This window comes from Sandarakinorhabdus cyanobacteriorum (genome assembly GCF_002251755.1).
GTDB classification, from domain to species: Bacteria; Pseudomonadota; Alphaproteobacteria; order Sphingomonadales; family Sphingomonadaceae; genus Sandarakinorhabdus; species Sandarakinorhabdus cyanobacteriorum.
Window position 1 is genome coordinate 21,245 of sequence record NZ_NOXT01000103.1, and the last position, 16,917, is coordinate 38,161.

Here is a 16,917-nt window from a genome sequence, read left to right on the forward strand (position 1 = left end):
TGCGGATGGCTGCGGCAGCCGCCGCCGGATTGCTGGCCACAAGCGCAGTCGCGCAAACGGTCCCTACCAATTCGGCGGCCGACGCCCCGATCTGCACCGACCGACCGACCAAATCCAACTTCGCCTGCACCGTGCCAAAGGGGCTGGTGCAGATCGAGGCGGATGGCTTCAACTGGCTGAGCAGCCATGCCAGGGGCAGCCGGACCGATCAGCTGCTGTTTTCCAACCCAACCATCAAATACGGCCTGTCGGGCAGCAGCGACATTCAGCTGAACTGGGTGCCGTTCACCCGCGTTCGCACCCGCAATGCCGCCGGACAGATCACCACATTGTCAGGCATCGGCGATCTCACCATGCGCTTCAAGCAGCGGCTCACCAACACGGACGGCGCGTTTCAGCTGGCGCTGCTACCGTTCGTGAAACTGCCAACGGCGCCTGCCGGGATCGGCAATCGTAAGCTGGAAGCTGGGCTGGCCGTGCCGATCAACATCAGCGCACCCGGCGGCTGGACAGTGACGCTCGGGCCGCAACTGGATGTGCTGGCCGATTTCGATGGCCGCGGCCGGCATCTTGGCGTCACCGGCCTCGTCAACATTGCCAAGCAGCTGGGTCCCTTCACCGTCTACAACGAGATCTGGACCAGTCAGAATTTCGATCCGTCAGGCAGCGTGCGGCAATATAGTTATGACGTTTCGCTGGCCTGGCTGCCCGATGCGCGCTGGCAATTCGACATTGGCGCCAATATCGGCCTCAATCGCGACACGCCCGATCTGGTGGGCTATATCGGCCTTTCCACACGGTTTTGAAGGATGGTCCTGATCATGCGGCGATTGTTGCTGGCTCTGGCCTTGCTGATGGTGGCGGTTCCGACACTGGCCAGCATACCGGCGGACCTGCACGCCCTGTTCGCCGATTGGCGGCGCTTCCATGATGCCCGGCCGGCCAGCGGCGTGCCGGATTATACGGATGCGGCAAATGCGGCGCGGGCCGAAGGGCTGAAGCGCTTCCAGGCGCGGCTGGCCGCGATCGATACCAGTGGCTGGTCAACGGCCGACCAGGTGGATTGGCAACTGGTGCAGGCCGAAATGAACGGCCTGAAATTCGATCTTGAAGTGGCGCGCCCCTGGGCGCGCGATCCAGCCTGGTATGTGAGCCTTTGGGCAGCGCAGAGCGACACGCCCGCCCACGAAGGCCCGGCGCACATCGCGCCGGTGGAGTTGTGGCAATATCACTTCCCGCTCACCAAGGCCGATGCGGCAGAGCTGGCTGGGGAACTGGCGCACATCCCGGCGCTGCTGGCCCAGGCGCGCGGCAATCTCACCGGCAATGCCGCCGATTTGTGGAATGCCAGCCTCGTGCCGCTGGGCGAGCAGGCTGACGCGCTGCGCGAGCTGCAAGCCAGGGTGAAGGGCCACAAGGCCGCCGAACAGGCGACGGCTGCTGCCCTGGCTGCCACCCTCGATTTCATCGCCTGGGTGAAGACCGAGGCGCCCACGAAAACCGGGCCGTCGGGCGTGGGGATCGAGGCCTACAACTGGTATCTGAAGCATGTGCAACTGTCACCCTACACATGGTCGGACGAAGTGGCGATCCTGAGCCGCGAACTGGCCCGCGCCCACGCCGGCCTGCGGCTTGAGGAGAATCACCACAAGGCGCTGCCGCCGCTGACCAGCCCGGCCAACCAGACCGAATGGGACGCCAGGAGCCTGGCTGCCATCAACCATTTCATCGCCTTCATGGCCAAGACGGGGGTGGCGACCATCCAGCACTACATGCACCCCGAACTGGCAACACGGATCGGCAAATGGGTGCCGCCCGAGCAGCAGAATTTCTTCGCCATCGCCCAGGGCCGCGCCCCCAACAGCCTGTTCGCCCACTTCTATCACTGGTGGGATCTGGCCGAGATGCACGACCGCCCGCACCCGTCGCCGATCCGCCGTGGCCCCTTGCTCTACAATATCTGGGTGAGCCGGGCGGAGGGCAATGCCACTGCGATGGAAGCGATGATGCTGGATGCCGGGCTGTTCGATCACAATCCACGCGAACGCGAAGTGGTGTGGATCATGCAGGCCCAGCGCGCCGCACGCGGGCTGGCTGCGCTCTATGCCACCGCCAATCAGATCGATCTCAAGACCGCAATGGCCATGCAGGTGGCCCGAACCCCAAATGGCTGGATTAGCCCCGATCTGCCGCTGCTCGGCTTTGAACAGTCACTCTATCTGCGCCAGCCCGGCTATGGCCCCAGCTATATCACCGGCAAGGCCCAGATCGAACAGCTCTTCGCTGAACTGGCCGAGCAGGAGCGCGCCGGCCTGCCCGGTGACCGCTTCACCGTGAAGGGTTTTTATGACCGGTTGGGCAGCTTTGGCCTCATCCCGGTCAGCCTGATCCGCCAGCAATGGCTGGGGCTGAAGCCGGGCGAGCCAATCATTTCGGTCCGCGCGGAATGAGCATCAGCTGCGTCTGCCGGCCATCAATCCAGCGGAAACTGCTGCCGTTCCAATAGCCGTCCACCTCCAGCGGAAAGCGCACTTCGGCGCCACCCCACTCCGGCACCTTGTGCAAGGCCGCAAGCTCGATCGACCAGGCCGTGTCGGGATAGATGCGATATTCGCCGCGGCCGGCAATCGGGTTCTGGTTTTCCCAGCTGCCGATCCACGGCCCGGCGCCATGGCCATGCAGGCCGATCGAGTGAGTATAGATGATCGGATTGGTGCCGGCGGCAATTGCTTGTCTGCGGGCGGCCATCAGCACCTCGTTGCCGGTCAGCCCGGTCTTGAAGCTGGCGACCAGCGCATCCTGCACCTTGTTGGCTGCCGCCATCCCGGCCTTCAGGCCGGCCGGTGCGTCGGTTTCCCCCGGCTTCAGCACATAGGCCAGCTGCTGCGTGTCGGTCTTCAGGCCCAGCATGCCGGCGCAGAAATCAACATGGAGCAAATCGCCCGGCATGATCACCACATTGTCGGGCAGGGTCTGGCGTCCCGGCACGATGCCGGGACCACTGGCGCGCTGCACCGTCACTGATGGCTGGCACCAGGCATCCTGGCGCAGATCGGCCAGCCGCTCGCGATACCACCACACCACATCCTGCGTGGTGGTCACCCCAGGCGTGATCACCTTTTCCGACAGGCCTTCGGGGATCAGACTATGGGCCACCCGCATGATGCCCTGGTACACGTCCATATCCTCAGGCGTGCGGGTTTCCAGCACCCCCAGCGCCAGCCGGTCATGGCTTTCCAGCCGGCTCGCCATCGGCCCGAGTGCGGTGACGAGTTGGCGATACTCGCCGGTGGCCAGCCCATCGGCGAGGGCGAAATCACGGCTGATGTTGGCCGCGATGCGCTTTGGATTGCGCTCCGCAATCACCTGGGCGACGCGGGCCCATTGTTCGGGCTGCTGTTCCGGGTTCCACAGCGACGGGAACAGATCGCCAACCGGATAGCGGGCGATGGCCAACCGCTCCACACCCTGTTCCGGCCCACGATCAAAGAAGATCAGCACCATGCGCCGCCGTGCCGATGCCCAGGTGGCCGGCAGCATCGCCTTCACCACCGGATCCTCGTTATATTCGGATGCCACCAGCACCCACATGTCGACACCCACCTCGCGCATGATGCGCGGCACCACCCGGTCCAGCCGGGCCTTCACCAGCCGGTCGTGCGCGGCAACCCGGTCGCGCAGAGAGGGCACGGCCGGGCGCTGATAATCTTGCGCGGCGGCCACGCTGGCGCCGGCCAGCAGCAGCGATGCGATGAACGTCTTCATGTCCCTCTCCCCTTTGCGGGAACGGGTCTAGGCCATGCCGGCCCGCACGGTAAAGGGCAGCGATGCCTTGTCGGGCGCGACCCAGCCGCGCCGGGCGGCCACCGAAAACAGCAGTTCGCGCGTCCAGAAACGCTCCGGCCAATATTTGTCGCCCAAAAGGCCGGTGAGCAGCTCGTTGACTCGGCGACCAATCGGTCCATCGGGTGCCAGCGCGAGGCCGGCGCGCACGGCCGCCAGCGAAGCGAGGGTGATGCTGTGGTGATAGCCGGCCGTGTCGCTGTTCACCCCGCCGGTGGCCAGATTGTAGCGGCGGATGATCCCCGGCATGTCCGCCTCCGCGTCCAGATCGGTGCGGGCAGAAAGGATATAGGCCGCCGCCGCGACATGGGCCGCATGGGTCCATTCCGGCTTGGGCAGGGTACAGTTGATCAGCCCTTCGCCAATGCGGGCGATATCGGCATCGGTGAACATCAGGCGGCTCCGGTGGGCAGGATGGTGCTGTCCTTTGCGCTTTCCAGTGCGATCAGGGTTTCGGTGCGAATGACGCCGGGCAGCGGCTTCAGCGTCTCGGCCAGAAAGCGTTGCAGGGCGGCGGTGTCGGCGACACGCAGCTTGATCAGCCAGTTGTGCGGCCCGGTGATGTGATGGGCTTCCAGCACATCGGGCGCTGCAGCCATGGCGGCAGCGAATCCGGCCTCATCACTGCGCGGTTCCAGATCGACGAACAGAAACGCCAACAGGTTGCGGCCCAACGCCGCCGGGGCGAGGATGGCGCGGTTGGCAGCAATCACGCCACTGGCATTCAGCCGCCGCAGCCGATCATTGGCCGCCGACGTGGACAGGCCGACCGCTGCGCCAAGTTCGGCCGCGGTGATGCGGTTGTCCTGCTGAAGCAGCCGCAAAATTTCCGAATCAATTCCGTTCATGCCGGTATTTTACCGGCACAACCGATCCATCAAAGTGAAAAAAGCGAAACCCCCGGGGATGAGCCGGGGGTTCTGCTGTTTCTGCGGGGCGGTGGTGCTGCCGGGGAGGATTGAACTCCCGACCTCAGCCTTACCAAGGATGCGCTCTACCACTGAGCTACGGCAGCACGCCCCGGATTGGCCCGCACGCATGCGGGAAGCGGCCCTATGGCCAAGGCCCGATGGCCTGTCAAGCACTGACGCGCCGGCCGTGATGCGCTATGGCAGGGCCATGACCGACAAATCAGCCAAGAATGCGCGGGCGGAGCGGTTGGCCGCGGCGCTGCGTGCGAACCTCAGGAAGCGCAAGGGCCTGGGCGATACCGGGGACCCGGCGCGCAGCCAGCACCCTGATCACGCCCAGAAGCCTGATTAGCCCTTCGCGGCCAGCGCCTTCTGCACCGCCGCCGTCACTTCCGGCGAGGTCGGCGTCGTCTTGGTGCCGAAGGCGGCAATCAGCTTGCCATCCTTGCCGATCAGATATTTGTGGAAATTCCACTGCGGGGTATTGGCTTCGCCCAGCGTGGCTGCCGCCCACTTGTAGACCGGAATGGCCTTGGGGCCCTTCACGACCGCCTTTTCGGCCATCGGGAACTTGATGCCGAACTTGCTTTCGCAGAACTGCTTCACTTCGCCGTTGCTGGCGAATTCCTGGTCGCCAAAATCGCCCGACGGCACACCAACGACGGTGAAGCCCTTGGCCTTGTAGCTGTCGTGCAGGGCCTGCAGGCCTTCATATTGCGGGGTGAAGCCGCACATGGACGCGGTGTTGACCAACAGCACCACCTTGCCCTTGTACTGCGCCATCGGCATCGGCTTGCCATCGATAGTCTTCAGATTGAACTGGTGCAGGCTCTGCGGCGCCGGGGCTGCAGCCACCAGCGCACCAAGGGCGGCGGCAGCAAGGGTCAGGTGCTTCAACATCATGCGTCTCCCATCATTATGCCGGGATGCGATACCACGGCTGCCGTTCGCTGCGAAGGTGAAGGGTGACGCACCTCAAAGTGGTGCACAGGCTTCGGCGAGCCAGGCCTGATCGGCCGCATCCGTGATCAACGGACCAATCTCAGCCGCCACGCGGGCGTGATAGTCATTCCACCAGGCGCGCTCGGCAGGGGTGAGCAGGTCCAGATCCACCAGCCGCTTGTCGATCGGCGCCAGCGTCAGCTCGCGGAAGCCAAGCAACTCGCGCTCCGCCCCTTCTGCCTGCCGCGGTTCGACCAGCACCAGATTCTCGATGCGGATGCCATATTCACCGGTCTTGTAATAGCCGGGCTCGTTCGAAAGGATCATGCCCGGCTGCAGCGGCTCGTCGCCGCCTGGCTGTGCCGACCAAGCTGCCGCGATGCGCTGCGGCCCTTCGTGAACCGAAAGATAGCTGCCAACGCCATGCCCGGTGCCGTGGTTGTAATCCAGCCCCGCCGCCCACAGATGCTGGCGCGCCAGCGCATCAAGCTGCACGCCCTTGGTCCCGGCCGGGAACAGGGCAGAAGCCAGTGCAATATGGCCCTTGAGCACACGCGTGAAACGGTCCTTCATTTCGGCCGTTGGCGTGCCCACCACCATGGTGCGGGTCACATCGGTGGTGCCATCGCGATACTGGCCGCCCGAATCGACCAGATAAATGCTGTCCATGGTGATCGGCAGATTGGTTTCAGCGCTGACCCGGTAGTGCGGCAGCGCCGCATTGGGGCCGGCGGCCGAGATCGTGTCGAACGACAGATCCTCCAGGCTGTTGGTTTCATTGCGGAACTGGCGCAGCCGTTCGGCCGCTGACAGTTCATCAAGCCCACCCTTGGGCGCCTCCCGGTCAAACCAGGCCAGGAAGCGGGTGAGCGCGGCACCATCACGCACATGCGCTGCCACCGTGCCGGCCATCTCCACCTTGTTCTTGATCGCGCGTGGCAGCACGCATGGGTCACGCGCTTCGACGATGGTGGCGCCACCGGCATCCAGCGCATCAAAGATCGCCGCGACGCAGCTCTGCGGATCAGCCGACACGCGCCGGCCGGCAAAGCCCTTGAGCGCGGCCTCGAACCCGTCCCGCGGGTGGCAGCGCACGTCAGGCCCCAGATGGGCGCTGAGCGCCGGGGTGATCTTGGCCGGCGCGGTGAACAGATCAACGCTGGCATCGGCATGCACAATCGCAAAGGCCAGCGCGACCGGGGTGCGCGGCACATCGCGGCCGCGCACATTGAGCAGCCAGGCCACCGAATCGAGCGCGGCGATCACCACGGCGTCGCAGCCACTTGTCCCCAGCCAGGCCGCAACCTGAGCGCGCTTTTCGGCGTGGGACTGGCCGGCAAATTCATCGCCATGCACCTCGATCGGCGCCAGCGAGGGCGCCGGGCGATCGGCCCACACCGCATCGATGGGATTGTCGGCCACCGCCACCAGTTCGGCGCCCTTGGCCTTCAGCAAGGCCGTCGTTCCAGCCGCCCAGGCGCGGGTGTGCAGCCAGGGATCATGGCCAAAGCGCTGGCCAGCCTGCGCCTGTTCCGCCAGCCACTGCGCGGCGCTGGTCTTGGGCACATCCTGATAGCTGAACAGATCAGCCGGCACCTGTTGCCGCACCTGCACGGTATAGCGGCCATCGGTGAACATGGCGGCCTGGTCGGCCAGCACCACTGCACTACCGGCCGAACCGCCAAAGCCGGTCAGCCAGGCCAACCGCTGGGCATAATCACCGACATATTCGCTCATATGCTCATCGGTGAGCGGCACGACAAAGCCATCGAGGCCATTGGCGGCCAGCCTGGTGCGCAACGCCGCAAGCCGGGCAGAGGTGGTGGACATGACACGCTGATCCCCTATTGATGCCGCTCCAGATAGGCGCAGGCGCGCGCCGCCTCAAGCGCAGGATTTCACCATAAAGGCGCTGATTGCCCTCACCATGCTTGCAACCGCTTCCGGAGCACTGGCCCAGATGCAGCCCCCGATTGCCGCCACCCGTCCGCACAGCTTCACCCACCACGGCATCACCGTCGAAGACCCGTATCACTGGCTGAAGGACCAGAGCTATCCAACCGTCGATGATCCCGACGTGCTGGCCTATCTGAAAGCTGAGAAGGCCTATTTCGAGGCGCAGATGGCGCCCACCGCCGCCCTGAAGGACCGGATTTATGAGGAACTGAAGGGCCGGGTGAAGCAGGATGATGCCTCGGTGCCAGTAGCCGACGGCGCCTTCGAATATTGGTGGCAGTTCAAGCCGGACGACCAGTATCGCACCTGGATGCGGCGGCCGAAGGGAGGCGGGCCGGAGCAGATGGTGCTGTCGGAACCCGAACTGGCCAAGGGGCTGAATTATTTCCGGCTTGGTGCCCAGGCGATCAGCCCCGATGGCAAGCTCGTCGCCTATGCGACCGACAGTGATGGCAGTGAGCGCTTCACCATCCGCATCCGCGACATCGCCACCGGCAAGGACATCGAGACCGTCACCAAGGTGAGTGTGGGCGCGGTGGCCTGGAGCGCCGATTCCCGCGCGCTGATGTGGACCGAGGTCAACGAGAACTGGCGGCGCATCAAAGCGCGGCTCCACCTGCTGGGCCAGACCAGCGAGGACCGGGTGGTTTATGAGGAGACTGAGGACAAGGGCTTTGGCGTCTCGGTCGGTCACAGCCAGGATGGCCGCTGGTTCATCATCACCACATCCGATCATGCCACCAGCGAGGTGCGGCTGTTGCCCACGGCCACTCCGGCTGCTGACCCGATCCTCGTCAAGCGGCGACAGGCCGGCGTCACCTATGATGTCGATGTGCGCGGGCAAAGCCTGTTCATCCGCAGCAACGACACCCACGTGAACTTCCGGGTTGCCACCGCCAGTCTGGCCACGCCGGGCGAATGGACCACGCTGATCGCCGAGTCGGACCGCGATTATATCACGGGAATCGCAGCCTTTTCCTCCTATCTCGCCGTGCAGGGCCGCAGAGACGGGCTGGATCGGATCGTGCTGCGCCGCGATGATGGCCGCGAAACCGAAATTCCCTTCAGCGAGGCCGCCTACACCGCCAGCATCGGCAGCAATCTGGAACCCGATGCTCCGCTGCTGCGGCTGAGCTATGCCTCCATGGTCACCCCGGCCACCGTCTATGATTATGATGTGAAAACCGGCCAGCTGATCACCCGCAAGGTGCAGCAGGTGCCGTCGGGCTACGACGCCAGCCAGTATGAAAGCCAGCGGTTGTGGATCAACGCGCGTGATGGCGTGAAGGTGCCGGTGGCCATTGTTTACAGGAAGGGCTTCAAACCGGATGGCAGCGGCCGGCTGCATCTTTATGCTTATGGCGCCTATGGCATCCCGACCATGCCGAGTTTTTCGGCCAACCGATTGAGTTTGCTGGATCGCGGCGTCGCTTTTGCCATTGCCCAGATCCGTGGCGGAGATGATCTGGGCTATCAATGGTATCTGGATGGCAAGCTCAAGAAGCGGACCAACACGTTCAACGATTTCGTCGATGCTGCCCGCGGGCTGGTGCAGGCGGGCTGGGCGGCACCGGGGCAAATTTCGGCCAGTGGCGGGTCGGCCGGTGGCGAATTGATGGGCGCGGTGGTCAACCAGGCGCCCGAATTGTTCCGCGCCGTGGTCGCGCACGTGCCGTTCGTGGACGTTTTGAACACCATGCTTGATGAAAGCCTGCCGTTGACGCCGGGCGAATGGCCGGAATGGGGCAACCCCATCACCTCCAGGGCGGATTTCGAATATATCCGTTCCTATTCGCCCTATGACCAGGTGCGCCCCCAGGCCTATCCGCCCTTGATGGTGACGGCCGGGCTCAATGATCCGCGCGTCACCTATTGGGAGCCGGCGAAGTGGGTGGCCAAGCTGAGGGCCACCAAGACCGACAGCAACCCCCTGATCTTCAAGACCAACATGGGGGCTGGCCATGGCGGCAAATCCGGGCGCTTTGCGGCGCTGGAGGAGCTGGCAGAGGAATATGCCTTCATCCTGAACCAGTTCGGCATCGCCAACTGATGCCGGCGCCGGCTGATCGCCGCAGCTTTTCTATGCCGGTCAGCGTGCAGCCGGCCGACATTGATGAGCTGGGGCATGTCAACAATATCAGTTACTTGAAGTGGGTTCAGGATGTTGCCACGGCGCATTGGCGTGCCGTGGCGGCGCCCGAACATATCGCGGCCTATATCTGGGTCGTGACCAGGCACGAGATTGATTATGTGAAGCAGACCCTGCTGGGCGAGACGCTGACCGTCACCACCTGGGTCGGCACGCCCAAGGGTGCCCGCTTTGACCGGTTTGTTGAAATCTGCGGCAGCACTGGCGATGTGCGTGCCCGCGCGGTGACCACCTGGGCCCTGCTGGAGTCCGCAACCGGGCGGCTGGTGCGCGTTCGGGCCGATATCGCGGCGCCCTTCATTGCGGCCGAACCAGATTGAACAGATGCACTGCGGCAAACAGCGCCGTGGTCATGCCGACAAAGGCCAGCCCGTTCCACGGCAGATGCGCGTGCCAGGCCAGCGGCGCGCGCCGCCGCGCCCAATCGCCGGCAGCGCCCAGCGCCGCCAGCGCCAGGCCGATCACAAAGCCGATCAGGGTGGTATCTGCATCCATGGCCGGCCCTTGGCAGCCGGTTCAGCCTGAGGCAATGTCCTGACTTGCACTGGGCAGCACTGCACAATAGCGATTTGCAACACCCCCAACGGAGACTGACCCGATGATCCGCACCCTTGCTGTTGTTTCGGCGCTGGCCGTGGCCACCATTGCCGCCCCCGCCATCGCCGCCGGCCCGTTCGATGCCGCTCTCGCCGGCCCGTGGCGCAGCGACGCCAACAAGGCCCGCGACCAGTATCGCCACCCGGCCGAAACGCTGAAATTCTTTGGCATCAAGCCCACGGACACGGTGGTGGAAATCTGGCCGTCAGGCGGCTGGTACACCGAAGTCATCGCCCCGGCGCTGAAGGGCAAGGGCCAATATATCGCCGCCCACAACAACCCGCTTGCCTCCATGGGCGCCGCCAAGAGCGTGGAGACGTTCAAGACCAAGTTTGCCGACAAAACCGTGTTTGGCGACATCAAGGTGACGCCATTCGGCAAGGACGCCTATGACATTGCCGCCCCGGGCAGTGCCGATGTCGTGGTGAGCTTCCGCAATGTCCACAACTGGCACATGGGCGGCTTTGACCAGGCCGCCTTCGATGCCTTCTTCAAGGCGCTGAAGCCGGGCGGCACGCTGGGCATCGTTGAACACCGCCTGCCGGAAGACCGGCCGGATGCCGCGATGAAGACGAGCGGTTACATGAAGGTGTCTTACGTGAAGATGCTGGCGGAAAAGGCCGGGTTCAAGTTTGTCGGCGCGTCCGAAGTGAATGCCAATGCCAAGGACACCAAGGATTATCCCAAGGGCGTCTGGACCCTGCCGCCCAACTATGCGGAAGGGGACACCGACCGGGCGAAATATGCCGCCATCGGCGAGAGCGACCGCATGACGCTGAAGTTCGTGAAGCCGAAGCAGTGAGCCGCCCTGGCACAGCAGGTTGATTGATCCTCCCCCTCCGGGGGAGGTGCCGACCGAAGGGCGGCGGAGGGGGCGCGACGAAGCAAATGGTGCACGTCGGCCCCCTCCGTCACGCGTGCCGCGTGCCACCTCCCCCAAAGGGGGAGGATCTGTTCAGCGATAGCGCCGCACCACGGGTTCATCGGCGCCGGCCCGTTCCATCACGTCGGCCAGCGGTTCGGTCACCACCGCCATCCAGTGGGCATTGGCGTGGCACAGCCGGTCGCCATCCAGCAGCAGGCCGACATGGCCGGGCCAGAAGATCAGATCGCCCGCCTCGCGCGCGGCGAACTTGACCGCTTCGCCCTGTTCGCGCTGCAGATCGGTGTCGCGGCGCAGGGCGATGCCTTCAACGCTCAAGGCCTGCTGCACCAGGCCGGAGCAATCGACACCATCCGGGCTGCGCCCGCCCCAGAGATAGGGCGCGCCGGCGAAGAGCGCGGCGGCGGCGAAGCGGTCAACCGGCATGGCTTCGACATGGCGGCGATGGACGAAACCGTTGCCGGCGAGAGCGAGGAAATTGCCGTCCAGCTCTCCCGCCACGCGGGCGCCAAAGGGCAGTTCCTGTTGCACCGCCGCCTTGATGCTGGCGGCGGAAAAGACGGGCGCGCGGCGGGCGGTGATGCGATGGCTGGGTTCAGCCGCCGGCAGCGCCAGCGCAGCGAAATCCACCCAGCCGATGTAGCGATCGTGGCAAGACCGGCCGAGCGCGAAACCGGCCTTCACCTCGGCAATCTCGAACCGTTCGCCAAACAGCAGCTCGCTCACCGCTTCGGCTGCCGCATCGGGGGCAGAGCGCACGGTCACGCGCGGCGCGGTGCAGGTGAGCGGCCTCGGATCAACATAGCGCACGGCGCCGACATCGCCGGCCAGCGCCAGTTCCACCACCTCTGGCCCGGCGAACCATTCGCGCGGTTCAAAGCGTTGCGCGGGGCCCTTCAAAACCCAGCTCATCCGAAACGGCTCCGCAGCATGGCCCAGGTGGCGCGCAGGCCCAGCGCCTCGCCGCCCTTGGGGCGGCCGGGGCGCGGCGCGGCGTTCCAGGCGAAGGTGTCGAAATGCAGCCAGGGCGTGCCCTGCGCCACGAATTTTTCCAGGTAGAGCGCCGCCGTGATCGCCCCGGCAAAGGCGCCTTCGGCACTGTTGACCATATCGGCAACGCTGGATTTCAGCATGTCGTGATAGGGTGCCCACAGCGGCAGCCGCCAGGCCGGATCGCCAACGGCCATGCCGGCGGCCAGCACTTCGCTGGCCAGCGCATCATCATTGGCAAACAGCGCCGGCAATTGCGGGCCCAATGCCACCCGCGCCGCGCCGGTGAGGGTGGCGAAATCGATCATCAACACCGGGTTGTGCTCGGCCGCCAGGGCAATGGCATCGCACAGCACCAGCCGGCCTTCGGCATCCGTGTTGGTGATTTCCACCGTCTTGCCGGCGCGCGTCGCAATCACGTCACCGGGGCGCAAGGCATTGCCGGAAATGGCGTTCTCGGCCGCCGGGATAATCAGGTGCAGCCGCACCGGCAGATTGGCCGCCATCACCAGCCGGGCCAGCGCCAGCGCGTGCGCCGCGCCGCCCATGTCCTTCTTCATCAAGGCCATGCCGCTGCCCGGCTTGATGTTGAGGCCGCCCGAATCAAAGGTGATGCCCTTGCCGATGATGGCAAGGCGCGGGTGGGCAGGGTCGCCCCATTCCGCCTCGATCAGGCGCGGCTGCGCCGCCGCCGCCCGGCCCACCGCGTGGATGGCCGGGAAATTCTGCGCCAGCAGCGCCTCGCCGGCCACCACGCGCACATCGGCGCCAAAGGGGCGAACCACGTCGATCACTGCCTGCGCCAGTTCGGCCGGGCCGAGATCGCTGGCCGGCGTGTCGACGAGATCGCGCACCAGCGCCACCGCCTGGGCTTCGGCCACCGCGCCAGACATGGCGCTGAGGCTGGTGGTGGCCAGCACGCGCGGCCCTTCGGGCTTGGCGCGGCGATAGCGGGTGAAGCGATGCTGGGCCAGGCACCAGCCCAGCCCGGCCTGGCCAAGTTCACCCTGCAACAGATAACGGCCGGCCGGGAGCTTGGCGGCCGCAGCCGCCAGTGCCCACGGACCGAGCGGGCCAGGCGCCACGCCCACGGCGGCAAACCAGTCGGCGGGGCCATCGCCGGGGATGATGGCGATGCTGTCAGCCGCAGCGGTGAAGGCTTGCGCGGCGACGGCCGTGCGGGTGCGCTCGCCCTGCGCCTTCAGCCATTCGTCCAGCCCCGCCGCCGTGACCGGCACCAGCGGCACCGCGCCTTGCGCATCGGCAGGCACCAGCAGGCTGGCCAAATCCATCAGACAGGCACCCCGAACAGATCGGCCTCGTCCGAATCCTCGATTCTTGCCGGCACGATGTCGCCCGGCTTCACCCCGCCGGCATCGCGCAGATGCACCATGCCGTCGATTTCGGGCGCATCATATTTGCTGCGCCCCGACGCGCCGCCCTCGTCATCCACCTCGTCGATCAGCACGTCCAGCGTGCGGCCGACCTTGGCGGCAAGCCGCTGTTCGGAAATGCGCGACTGCAGCGCCATGAAGCGGTGCCAGCGGTCTTCCTTCACCTCTTCCGGCACGGCGCCGGGCAGGGCATTGGCCTGGGCGCCTTCCACCGCTTCATATTTGAAGCAGCCGGCGCGATCGATCTGCGCCTGTTCCAGCCAATCGAGCAGATATTGGAAATCGGCTTCCGTCTCGCCGGGGAAGCCGACGATGAAGGTGGAACGGATCGCCATGTCGGGCACAAGCCCGCGCCATTTCTGGATGCGTTCCAGCACCTTGGCCTCGTTGGCCGGGCGCTTCATCGCCTTCAGCACGGATGGCGAGGCGTGCTGGAACGGAATGTCGAGATAGGGCAGCAGCAGGCCATCGGCCATCAGCGGGATCAGATCATCGACATGCGGGTAGGGATAGACATAGTGGAGCCGCACCCAGGCGCCCAACCCGCCCAGTTCGCGCGCCAGATCCTGGATATGGGCGCGGCGCTCCACCCCGCCCAGCGTCGAGCGTTCGTGGCGCAGATCAACGCCATAGGCCGATGTGTCCTGGCTGATGACCAGCAATTCCTTCGCACCGGCCTTTACCAGCGCTTCGGCCTCGCGGGTGATGGCGGCCGGCGGGCGGCTGGCGAGACGGCCGCGCAACGACGGGATGATGCAGAAGGCGCATGTGTGGTTGCAGCCTTCGGAAATCTTCAGATAGGCATAATGGCGCGGCGTGAGTTTCAGGCCGGCATCGGGCACCAGATCGATGAAGGCGGAGCGGACCGGCGGCGCTGCCTCATGCACCGCGCTCACCACCGCTTCATATTGCTGCGGCCCGGTGACGGCGAGCACATCCGGGAAGCGGGCGCGGATGGCGTCGGCCTCGTGCCCCATGCAGCCGGTGACGATCACCTTGCCGTTTTCGGCTATCGCCTCGCCGATGGCCTCCAGGCTTTCGGCCTTGGCCGAATCGAGGAAGCCGCAGGTGTTGACGATCACCACATCGGCGCCGTCATAATCGCCGGACAGCGCATAGCCATCGGCGCGCAGCTGGGTGAGAATGCGTTCGGAATCGACCAGCGCCTTGGGGCAACCCAGCGACACCATGCCGACCCGCGGGGCCGAAGCGGGAGAAACGGTCATCGGCGGGGGCAGTGCGCTGTTCGGGCCAAAAGTGCAAGTGGGAAGCATGCGGCACGGTCGCTGCCCCTCCGTCAGCCTGCGGCTGCCACCTCCCCAATCAGAGATTGGGGAGGACCATGTCGATCCTCCCCAAACTTGTTTGGGGAGGTGCGCGCGAAGCGAGCCTGCCCCGGCGACGGCCGGGGGAGGGGCAAAAGTGGCCCCTAGCGCCCGCCGATCAGCGTCCCCCGATCACCCGGGCCGGATCCTGCGGGGCGCGGCCCTTGCGCAGTTCGAAATGCAGCTGGGGTTCGGCGACCGCCCCGGTCTGCCCGGCGCGGGCGATGACTTCGCCGGCCTTCACGCGGGCGCCGCGCGCCACCAGCAGCGCCTCGTTGTGGGCATAGGCCGAGACCCAGCCGCCGGCGTGTTTCACCAGCACGAGATTGCCGAAGCCCGGAATGGCATCGCCGGCATAGGCAACAACACCATCACCGGCAGCGCGCACTGGCTCGCCCGGATTGGCCTTGAGGTTGACGCCATCGTTGAACCGGCCGCCGGGCTTGGCGCCAAAGCCCGAGATGATGCGGCCGGGCAGCGGCCAGCGGAAGCGCGGGGCATTGCCGGTGACGGCGGGCAGCGGCGCCGGCGGCTCGGCGGCGGGTTCGGCGGCCGCCGGCCGGGCAACACTGGGCGTGACCGGGGCCGCCGGCTGGCCACCGGTGACGACATCATCGATGGACAGGCTGAAGGCGCGGGCGCGCTCCTCCAGGCTCATGGCGGCGACCTTGGCGGCGGCGATCTGGGCATCGGGCAGGCGCAGCCGCTGGCCGACGGCGAGGACATAGGGTTCCTTGAGGCCATTCAGCGCGATGAGGTCGCGCCACGGCACGCCATAGGCACGCGCGATGGCGATGCCGGTCTCGCCGGAGCGCACAAGGTGGAAACGGCCCTGCGGGGTGGCGACCGCGTTGGGGGTGACCGGGCGGGCGACCCAATCGGTGCGGGGCGGGGCAGTGCGAACAGGGGCGGGGCGGGCGGGCGCTGGCCGTGGCGCCGGCGGCGTCTGGCGGGTGGGGGCCGGCTTGGGCGGCGGCACCCGGGTGGGCACCGGGCGCGGGGTTGGCCGGCGCGCCGGTTCCGGGCGGCCGATCATGTTGGCGCAGCCCGACAGCGCCAGCAGCAGCAACAGGGCTGCCGCGCGCCGCATCAGCCCTCCGCCAGATCGGACAGCGCCGCCTTCAGCGTGGCGATGGACTGATAATGCGTCATGTCGAGATGCAGCGGCGTCACCGAGATGCAGGCTTCGTGCATCGCCTTCAGATCGGTTTCATGGCCGGGCGCCGGCTTTTCCTTGCCAAAGCCGTGCCAATAATAGGGGAAGCCGCGCGGATCGATGCGCTTCACCAGGTGGATATTGCCATAATCGCGGAAGCCCTGTTCCGTGACGCGCACGCCCTTCACGTCGCCGGCCAGCACCGGCGGGAAGTTGATGTTGATCAGCACGCCTTCGGGCCAGTCCTGGCCGATGATGCGGCGGATGATGGCGGCGCCGTGGGATTGCGCGCAGGAAAAATCCTCGTTGCCGGCCGTATAGTCCATCATCACCTGGGACAACGCGATGGAGCGGATGCCGGCGAGGCAGCCTTCCATGGCGGCCGAAACCGTGCCGCTGTAGGTCACATCCTCAGCCAGGTTGCCGCCACGGTTGACGCCGGACAGGATCAGATCGGGCTTCCTGTCTTCCAGCACCGCGCCCAGCGCCAGCATCACGCAATCGGTGGGCGTGCCCTTCACGGCAAAGCGGCGCGGGCTTATTTCGCGCAGCCGCACCGGCTGGCTGAGCGTGAGGCTGTGGCCGGCGCCTGATTGCTCCTCGGCCGGGGCAACGACCCAGACATCATCTGACAGTTCGGCGGCAATCGCCTCCAGCGCGACCAGGCCGGGGGCGTTGATGCCGTCGTCATTGGTGACAAGAATGCGCATGGGATCCTTTCAGCTACAGATCCTCCCCCTTTGGGGGAGGTGCCGACCGCAGGGAGGCGGA

General features: G+C 66.0%; 17 protein-coding genes and 1 tRNA gene. 6 read left to right on the forward strand and 12 right to left on the reverse strand.

The genetic code is table 11. The annotated features are described in order from the left end of the window. The first annotated feature begins 5 nt into the window (after positions 1 to 5). Together CHU93_RS07330 and CHU93_RS07335 are read left to right on the forward strand one after the other, a co-directional pair. Positions 6 to 806 carry a transporter gene (locus CHU93_RS07330; RefSeq protein WP_207759247.1) on the forward strand — a complete coding sequence of 267 codons (801 nt, stop codon included), beginning with the start codon at positions 6 to 8 and terminating at the stop codon, positions 804 to 806. Positions 807 to 821: 15 nt separating this feature from the next. After that, the gene (locus CHU93_RS07335) at positions 822 to 2,450 is read left to right on the forward strand and encodes a DUF885 family protein (protein WP_165768646.1); all 1,629 of its coding nucleotides are present in this window, start codon (positions 822 to 824) and stop codon (positions 2,448 to 2,450) included. On the opposite strand, the gene CHU93_RS07340 is transcribed toward CHU93_RS07335, so the two are convergent. The 4 genes from CHU93_RS07340 to CHU93_RS07355 all read right to left on the reverse strand — a co-directional run bounded on the left by CHU93_RS07340 (position 2,428) and on the right by CHU93_RS07355 (position 4,858). Next, entirely contained in the window at positions 2,428 to 3,765 is a 1,338-nt protein-coding gene (locus CHU93_RS07340) for a M24 family metallopeptidase (RefSeq protein WP_094473449.1), read from the reverse strand. The genes CHU93_RS07335 and CHU93_RS07340 overlap by 23 nt on opposite strands. 27 nt (positions 3,766 to 3,792) lie before the next feature. Next, a complete protein-coding gene (locus CHU93_RS07345) occupies positions 3,793 to 4,236 on the reverse strand; it encodes a hypothetical protein (protein WP_094473450.1) in 444 nt (147 codons plus the stop codon). After that, positions 4,236 to 4,691, reverse strand: a complete 456-nt coding sequence (locus CHU93_RS07350) for an Lrp/AsnC family transcriptional regulator (RefSeq protein ID WP_086115461.1) — start codon at positions 4,689 to 4,691, stop codon at positions 4,236 to 4,238. The genes CHU93_RS07345 and CHU93_RS07350 overlap by 1 nt, the downstream gene beginning before the upstream one ends. A gap of 92 nt (positions 4,692 to 4,783) precedes the next feature. Further along, positions 4,784 to 4,858, reverse strand: a tRNA-Thr gene (locus CHU93_RS07355). Between the two features lie 104 nt (positions 4,859 to 4,962). Here CHU93_RS07355 and CHU93_RS17520 point away from each other — a divergent pair. Then, positions 4,963 to 5,106 (forward strand): hypothetical protein, encoded by a 144-nt coding sequence (locus CHU93_RS17520; protein ID WP_165768647.1) that lies wholly within the window; start codon positions 4,963 to 4,965, stop codon positions 5,104 to 5,106. On the opposite strand, the gene CHU93_RS07360 is transcribed toward CHU93_RS17520, so the two are convergent. Next, a complete protein-coding gene (locus CHU93_RS07360) occupies positions 5,103 to 5,657 on the reverse strand; it encodes a glutathione peroxidase (protein ID WP_243375379.1) in 555 nt (184 codons plus the stop codon). The two genes, CHU93_RS17520 and CHU93_RS07360, sit on opposite strands and share 4 nt — an antisense overlap. Before the next feature lie 72 nt (positions 5,658 to 5,729). Further along, positions 5,730 to 7,526 (reverse strand): aminopeptidase P family protein, encoded by a 1,797-nt coding sequence (locus tag CHU93_RS07365; RefSeq protein WP_094473451.1) that lies wholly within the window; start codon positions 7,524 to 7,526, stop codon positions 5,730 to 5,732. A gap of 130 nt (positions 7,527 to 7,656) precedes the next feature. On the opposite strand from CHU93_RS07365, the gene CHU93_RS07370 reads away from it, so the two are divergent. Both CHU93_RS07370 and CHU93_RS07375 read left to right on the forward strand, forming a co-directional pair. Next, complete coding sequence (locus CHU93_RS07370; RefSeq protein ID WP_094473452.1) at positions 7,657 to 9,702, forward strand: S9 family peptidase; 2,046 nt, start codon at positions 7,657 to 7,659, stop codon at positions 9,700 to 9,702. Continuing rightward, positions 9,702 to 10,121, forward strand: a complete 420-nt coding sequence (locus tag CHU93_RS07375) for an acyl-CoA thioesterase (RefSeq protein WP_094473453.1) — start codon at positions 9,702 to 9,704, stop codon at positions 10,119 to 10,121. The genes CHU93_RS07370 and CHU93_RS07375 overlap by 1 nt, the downstream gene beginning before the upstream one ends. Here the strand turns inward: CHU93_RS07375 and CHU93_RS07380 are convergent. Further along, entirely contained in the window at positions 10,099 to 10,296 is a 198-nt protein-coding gene (locus CHU93_RS07380) for a hypothetical protein (protein ID WP_086115458.1), read from the reverse strand. The genes CHU93_RS07375 and CHU93_RS07380 overlap by 23 nt on opposite strands. A 103-nt stretch (positions 10,297 to 10,399) precedes the next feature. Here CHU93_RS07380 and CHU93_RS07385 point away from each other — a divergent pair, with 103 nt between their 5' ends. Further along, positions 10,400 to 11,200: a class I SAM-dependent methyltransferase gene (locus CHU93_RS07385; protein WP_086115457.1), complete on the forward strand. Its 801-nt coding sequence runs from the start codon at positions 10,400 to 10,402 to the stop codon at positions 11,198 to 11,200. A 153-nt stretch (positions 11,201 to 11,353) separates the two neighbouring features. Here the strand turns inward: CHU93_RS07385 and CHU93_RS07390 are convergent, their stop codons facing one another. The 5 genes from CHU93_RS07390 to surE form a co-directional block, all read right to left on the reverse strand. Beyond that, complete coding sequence (locus tag CHU93_RS07390; protein WP_094473454.1) at positions 11,354 to 12,193, reverse strand: C40 family peptidase; 840 nt, start codon at positions 12,191 to 12,193, stop codon at positions 11,354 to 11,356. After that, positions 12,190 to 13,566, reverse strand: coding sequence for a leucyl aminopeptidase family protein (locus CHU93_RS07395; protein WP_423825896.1), 1,377 nt, complete (start codon positions 13,564 to 13,566; stop codon positions 12,190 to 12,192). Before CHU93_RS07395 ends, CHU93_RS07390 begins: the two co-directional genes overlap by 4 nt. Beyond that, positions 13,563 to 14,891 carry a 30S ribosomal protein S12 methylthiotransferase RimO gene (gene rimO / locus CHU93_RS07400; protein ID WP_094473456.1) on the reverse strand — a complete coding sequence of 443 codons (1,329 nt, stop codon included), beginning with the start codon at positions 14,889 to 14,891 and terminating at the stop codon, positions 13,563 to 13,565. Before rimO ends, CHU93_RS07395 begins: the two co-directional genes overlap by 4 nt. A 217-nt stretch (positions 14,892 to 15,108) precedes the next feature. Continuing rightward, positions 15,109 to 16,080, reverse strand: a complete 972-nt coding sequence (locus CHU93_RS07405) for a M23 family metallopeptidase (protein WP_094473457.1) — start codon at positions 16,078 to 16,080, stop codon at positions 15,109 to 15,111. Further along, positions 16,080 to 16,856, reverse strand: a complete 777-nt coding sequence (gene surE / locus CHU93_RS07410) for a 5'/3'-nucleotidase SurE (protein WP_094473458.1) — start codon at positions 16,854 to 16,856, stop codon at positions 16,080 to 16,082. The genes CHU93_RS07405 and surE overlap by 1 nt, the downstream gene beginning before the upstream one ends. Between the last annotated feature and the right edge of the window lie 61 nt (positions 16,857 to 16,917).

What these genes read in the sequence shown, in the direction of transcription:
- CHU93_RS07390 (WP_094473454.1), bottom strand. Translation starts at nt 12,193, where the DNA reads ATGAGCTGGGTTTTGAAGGGCCCCGCGCAACGCTTTGAACCGCGCGAA.
- CHU93_RS07345 (WP_094473450.1), bottom strand. Translation starts at nt 4,236, where the DNA reads ATGTTCACCGATGCCGATATCGCCCGCATTGGCGAAGGGCTGATCAAC.
- CHU93_RS07360 (WP_243375379.1), bottom strand. Translation starts at nt 5,657, where the DNA reads ATGATGTTGAAGCACCTGACCCTTGCTGCCGCCGCCCTTGGTGCGCTG.
- CHU93_RS07330 (WP_207759247.1), top strand. Translation starts at nt 6, where the DNA reads ATGGCTGCGGCAGCCGCCGCCGGATTGCTGGCCACAAGCGCAGTCGCG.
- CHU93_RS07380 (WP_086115458.1), bottom strand. Translation starts at nt 10,296, where the DNA reads ATGGATGCAGATACCACCCTGATCGGCTTTGTGATCGGCCTGGCGCTG.
- CHU93_RS17520 (WP_165768647.1), top strand. Translation starts at nt 4,963, where the DNA reads ATGACCGACAAATCAGCCAAGAATGCGCGGGCGGAGCGGTTGGCCGCG.
- CHU93_RS07335 (WP_165768646.1), top strand. Translation starts at nt 822, where the DNA reads ATGCGGCGATTGTTGCTGGCTCTGGCCTTGCTGATGGTGGCGGTTCCG.
- CHU93_RS07365 (WP_094473451.1), bottom strand. Translation starts at nt 7,526, where the DNA reads ATGTCCACCACCTCTGCCCGGCTTGCGGCGTTGCGCACCAGGCTGGCC.
- CHU93_RS07405 (WP_094473457.1), bottom strand. Translation starts at nt 16,080, where the DNA reads ATGCGGCGCGCGGCAGCCCTGTTGCTGCTGCTGGCGCTGTCGGGCTGC.
- CHU93_RS07385 (WP_086115457.1), top strand. Translation starts at nt 10,400, where the DNA reads ATGATCCGCACCCTTGCTGTTGTTTCGGCGCTGGCCGTGGCCACCATT.
- CHU93_RS07370 (WP_094473452.1), top strand. Translation starts at nt 7,657, where the DNA reads ATGCAGCCCCCGATTGCCGCCACCCGTCCGCACAGCTTCACCCACCAC.
- CHU93_RS07340 (WP_094473449.1), bottom strand. Translation starts at nt 3,765, where the DNA reads ATGAAGACGTTCATCGCATCGCTGCTGCTGGCCGGCGCCAGCGTGGCC.
- CHU93_RS07375 (WP_094473453.1), top strand. Translation starts at nt 9,702, where the DNA reads ATGCCGGCGCCGGCTGATCGCCGCAGCTTTTCTATGCCGGTCAGCGTG.
- rimO (WP_094473456.1), bottom strand. Translation starts at nt 14,891, where the DNA reads ATGACCGTTTCTCCCGCTTCGGCCCCGCGGGTCGGCATGGTGTCGCTG.
- CHU93_RS07350 (WP_086115461.1), bottom strand. Translation starts at nt 4,691, where the DNA reads ATGAACGGAATTGATTCGGAAATTTTGCGGCTGCTTCAGCAGGACAAC.
- surE (WP_094473458.1), bottom strand. Translation starts at nt 16,856, where the DNA reads ATGCGCATTCTTGTCACCAATGACGACGGCATCAACGCCCCCGGCCTG.